This is a genomic window from Microbacterium sp. CnD16-F (assembly GCF_024124465.1).
Classification (GTDB): domain Bacteria; phylum Actinomycetota; class Actinomycetes; order Actinomycetales; family Microbacteriaceae; genus Microbacterium; species Microbacterium gawkjiense.
The window spans coordinates 1-1,481 of the sequence record NZ_JAMXSA010000114.1 but is presented as its reverse complement, the minus strand read 5'-3'; the positions used below and the strand labels follow the sequence as shown (position 1 = coordinate 1,481).

2 protein-coding genes are annotated in these 1,481 nt (G+C 74.0%); both read right to left on the bottom strand.

The annotated features are described in order from the left end of the window. Positions 1 to 35: 35 nt before the first annotated feature. Positions 36 to 755, bottom strand: a complete 720-nt coding sequence (locus NH287_RS15010; protein ID WP_253036251.1) for a LytTR family DNA-binding domain-containing protein — start codon at positions 753 to 755, stop codon at positions 36 to 38. Further along, positions 752 to 1,481: sensor histidine kinase (locus NH287_RS15005; protein ID WP_253036250.1), on the bottom strand; the 730-nt coding region annotated here is incomplete at its 5' end. The genes NH287_RS15010 and NH287_RS15005, both read right to left, overlap by 4 nt.

The following is a 1,481-nucleotide window of genomic DNA, read 5'->3' as shown; positions in this document are numbered from 1 at the left end:
CCCCGACCCCGCGGTGACGCGCACCCGCTCGCGGGTCACGGCCCCGCCCGCCCGACGAGCGCCTCGCGGACGGCGGGCAGCAGCCGCCGGCTCACCGGCAGCGCGGTCCCGTCGACCCAGACCGTCGGTTCGGCACCCGCGAGCCGGACCTCGGTGACGGATGCCGCCCGCACGAGGAACGAGCGATGGATGCGGACGAAACCGGCATCCGCCCACCTCGTCTCGAGCTCGGAGATCGGGATGCGGACGAGGTGCCCGGAGGCGGCGTCGGTGTGGAGGCGCGTGTAGTCGCCCTCGGCCCGCACCCAGCGGACGTCGCGGCGGTGCACGAACCGCACCGCCGAGCCGACGGTCACGGGCAGCACCTCGTCGCTCTCGGCGGGGCGATCGCTCTCGGTGATGCGGTCGACGGCGCGACGCAGCCGCTCGACCCGGACGGGCTTGAGCAGGTAGTCGAGCGCCTGCAGTTCGAACGCGTCGACGGCGTGCGCGTCGTCGGCGGTGACGAACACGACCGCCGGCGGGGACGCGAGCCCGCGGAGGGCCGTCGCGAGCTCGAGTCCCGAGAGCCCGGGCATGTGGATGTCGAGGAACGCGGCGGCGACCGGCCGCTCGGTGAGCAGTCGCAGCGCCCCGGCGCCCGACGACGCCGTCAGCACCTCGCCGATCCGGTCGTCGGCGCGCAGCAGGAAGGCCAGCTCGTCGAGCGCCGGCTTCTCGTCGTCGGCGACGAGGACGTCGATCACGGCGCTCATGCCTCTTCCCGGGTGAGGTGGTGCGGCTGCGACTTCGGGATCCGCATGCGCACGAGGGTACCGGCGCCGGGGGCCGTCTCGACGACGAGTCCGCCCTCGGCGCCGTACAGCTGGCGCAGCCGCGTGTCGACGTTGCGCAGTCCCACGTTGCGGCCGTCGGCGGCGCTCGTGAGCAGCGCGTGCAGCTCGTCGGGATCCATGCCCGCCCCGTCGTCCTCGACGGTGATCTCGGTGTGGGTCGCGGCATCCTCCGACGCGATCAGGATCGTGCCGCCGCCCTCCCCCGGCTCGAGCCCGTGCCGGACGGCGTTCTCGACGAGGGGCTGCACCGACAGGAACGGGATGACAGTGGCGAGCGTCTCGGGCGAGATCCGCAGCGTCACCGACAGCCGTCCGCCGAAGCGCGCGTGCTCGAGTTCGAGGTAGGAGTGGATGCTGCGCAGCTCCTCGGCGAGCGTCGTGAACTCCCCCTGGCGCCGGAACGAGTACCGCGTGAAGTCGGCGAACTCGAGCACCAGTTCGCGGGCGCGCGGCGGGTCGGTGGAGATGAACGAGGCGATCGCGGTCAGCGCGTTGTAGATGAAGTGCGGCGAGATCTGCGCGCGGAGCGAGCGCAGCTCGGCCTCGGCGAGCGCCGCCCGCGACGCGTCGAGCTCACCGAGCGTGGCCTGCGCCGCGCACCAGTCCGCCACCTCCCCCGCCGCGCGCACGAGCGCCGCCCGGACG